Annotated in this window: 2 protein-coding genes; both read left to right on the top strand. The window is 66.7% G+C overall.

All coding sequences use genetic code 11. The features are described from left to right. The coding region (locus ENN83_RS16105) for an efflux RND transporter periplasmic adaptor subunit (RefSeq protein WP_287188764.1) at positions 1 to 558 on the top strand (558 nt) is incomplete at its 5' end. Then, on the top strand, positions 555 to 3,284 hold a 2,730-nt coding region (locus ENN83_RS16100), incomplete at its 3' end, for an efflux RND transporter permease subunit (protein ID WP_287188762.1). The genes ENN83_RS16105 and ENN83_RS16100, both read left to right, overlap by 4 nt.

The raw sequence follows: 3,284 nt of genomic DNA, 5'->3' as shown, positions 1-3,284 counted from the left end.
GCCGACGGGATCGACCGCATCGAGATCACTGCGCAGTTTCCGGTCGCCTCGTTTCGCCGACTGCTGGGCGGCTCGGCGGATGGCGACGCGCTGACGGTTTCCGATCTTTCCGACCGCTTTGCCAAGATTGCGGCCGAGGTGCGCCTCGTCTCGGACACGTCACAGACCTGGACCGGCCGGCTGGTGCGGGCGGAAAGCGCCCTTGATCCGCAGGCACGGACGGTCCCCGCCGTCGTCGCGGTGGACGCCCCCTATGCAGGGGCCAACCCGCCCCTTCGGCTGCCGCTGGTGCCCAACATGTATGTCGAGGTGGTCCTGACGGGGCCGGAAGGCCCTGCCCGGGTCACCCTCCCCGACAGCGCGCTCCACGAAGGCGGGCTTGTCTATATCCGGACCGGCGCGGGCCGACTGGAACTGCGGGCGGTGTCGGTCGACTGGCGACAGTCGGGATTGGCGGTGCTGGGCGAGGGCGTCGCGGCGGGTGAGGAAGTCATTCTCGACGACCTGATGCCGGCGATTCCCGGAATGCTGGTCGCGCCGGCGGGGGTCTCGGAATGATCCGCTGGTTCACCGAGCATCCCACCGCCGCCAACCTGCTGCTCGTGCTGATCTTCGCGGCCGGTCTGATGGCTGCCCCCACGCTGAAGCGCGAGACCTTCCCCGATTTCCGGCCCGTCGAGGCGGAGATCAGCATGGTCTATCGCGGCGCGTCGGCGGAAGACGTGGAGGACGCCCTCTGTCGGCGCATCTGGGACGCCGTCGAAAGCGTCGAGAACCTCGACGAGCTGGTCTGCACCGCACAAGGAGGCATTGCCCGCGCAACGGCGACGATGGCCGCTGGCGGCGACAGCGGGCGGTTTGTCAACGATCTGCGCACCGAGGTGACGGCAGTCGACGATTTTCCCGACCAGGCCGATCCGGTGATCGTGCGGGAATTGCACCGCACCGACAACGTCACTTCCGTTGCCGTGGCCGGCGACATGCCTGCGGCGCATCTGGAACGCTACGCCGCGGAGCTTCGGGACAGGCTGTCGGCGCTGCCCGGTGTGGCGAAAGTCACTGTCTTCGGCTTCGGCAAGCGGCAATACCTCATCACCGTCCCCCGCGCGGTGCTGGAACAGCACGGCCTGACGGTGGCCAGTCTTGCCGGGATGATCGGAGCCCAGAGCGTCGACCGCCCCCTTGGCGAGCTGAAGACACCCGACCGCGAGATCAGCCTGCGCTTCGTCGACGAGCGCCGTAGTGTGGCGGGGCTGAGCGAGTTGGTCGTGCTCTCTCGACCGAATGGTGCCGAACTGACGCTGGGCGAGATCGCGGCGATCACCGAGGCGTTCGCGCCGGAGGAGGAACGCGCCTTTCTCGACGGTCAGCGCGCAGTGTTCCTGCAGGTGGACAAGAGCCTTGGCGCCGACGCGCTGGACGTCTTCGACCGCGTCGGGGAACTGGTCGCCGCCGAGCGGGCCGCACTGCCCGACAGCCTGCGGGTCGAGGTCGTCAAGGACATGACCAGCATCGTGCGCGATCGGCTGACCATGCTGGTGAGAAACGGCGTGATCGGGCTCATCCTGGTCGTCGCAGTGATGAGCCTCTTCTTCCGCCCCGGTTTCGCGATCTGGGCGGCGATGGGTTTGCCCGTGGCCTTCATGGGGGCCTTCGCGGCAATGGCGCTGCAGGGCTTGTCGCTCAACATGATGACGCTGGTGGCGCTGCTGATGGCGATCGGGATCGTGATGGACGACTCGATCGTCATCTCCGATTCCATCGCCGAAGCCGCTGCCCGCGGTGCCTCGCGCACCGAGGCGGCGGTCAAGGGCACGCTCGCGGTGCTGCCGGGCGTGCTGTCTTCGTTTGCCACCACCATCGCGGTATTCGGCCCGCTGGCCTTTCTTGCGGGCGAATTGGGCGCCATTCTCAAGGTGATCCCACTGGTGTTGATCGCGGCACTGGCCGCCAGTCTTGCCGAAGCGTTCTGGGTGCTGCCGCATCACCTTAGTCACGGGTTGAAGGGCGAAGGCAAGCCGCCCTCGCGGTTCCGTGCGGGGTTTGACAAGCGGTTCGACCGGTTCCGGGAACGGAGGATCGGCGCGCTGGCCGATCTGGCCATCCGGCACAGATACCTCATCACCGGAGCAACGATCGCGGCGCTGGTCGTGACGGTGGGATTGATGGGGGGCGGCTACCTCAAGCGAGAGGCGATCCCGGCCATTGACGGCGACGTGCTGGAGGCGCGCATCCACATGCCGCAGGGGACGCCTCTGACGCGCACCGCCGAAGTGGCGGATCGGGTCGTTGCTGCGCTCGATAAGGTCAATGCCGCCTTCACGCCGGATCAACCGGGCGGCACGGCACTGGTGAAGTCGGTCCAGACACGTTTCAACCACAATGCAACCGCAGGCGAATCCGGGTCGCATGTCGCGACGATCAGCGCTGATCTCCTTGGCGCCGAGGCGCGCAGCGTGACGCTGGACGAGATCGTGACGCGGTGGCGCAGGGAAATCGGTGACGTGCCGGGTGCCATCGCGATCCTGCTCACCGAGCCGGGCATCGGCCCGCAGGGTATTGCCATCGAGATCCGCCTGTCGGCACCGGACCTGGAACGATTGGCCGATGCCGCCGACCGCCTCCTTACGGAAGCCGGGACTTATGCCGGCGTGTTCAACGCCACCCACAATCTGCGCCCGGGCAGGCCCGAACTTCGTCTGCGCCTCGCGGAAGGCGCGACCGGTCTGGGGCTGACAGCGCGCGACGTCGCCGACCAGATCGGCGCGGCCTATCTCGGACGGGTGATTGCCACCGTGCAGCAGGGCGACATCGCCCACGAGATCGAACTGGAGCAAGCGGCGGAAGACCGCGACTCCCACGACGACCTGCGGGACTTCACCATCACCCTGCCGGATGGCCAGACCGTGCCGCTTTCGACCGTCGCGCGGATCGAGGAAGCACGGGGCTGGTCCTCGATCACCCATGTCGACGGGCGCCGCACCGTCACCGTGCAGGCCGATGTCGACACGCGCATCGGCAATGCCGACGCGATCGTATCGGAATTGTCGAAAATCTTCCTGCCGCAGCTCATGACGGATTTCCCCGGCCTCGATTTCGAGGTTGCCGGGCAGAGCGCCAATTCCGCCGAAACCGTTGCCTCGATCCTGCGCGGTTTTCTGATCGGCCTCATCGGCATCTATGTCGTACTGTCGTTCCAGTTTCGCAGCTATGTCGAACCGGTGATCGTGATGATCTCGATCCCGCTCGCTTTCATCGGGGTCGTGCTGGGGCATCTGATCATG

Origin of the sequence: Rhodovulum sp. (assembly GCF_011048875.1) — a bacterium.
In the GTDB taxonomy this organism is placed as follows: domain Bacteria; phylum Pseudomonadota; class Alphaproteobacteria; order Rhodobacterales; family Rhodobacteraceae; genus Rhodovulum; species Rhodovulum tesquicola.
Note: the sequence above shows the minus strand (reverse complement) of the source record. Positions and strands in the feature narration are given on the sequence as shown.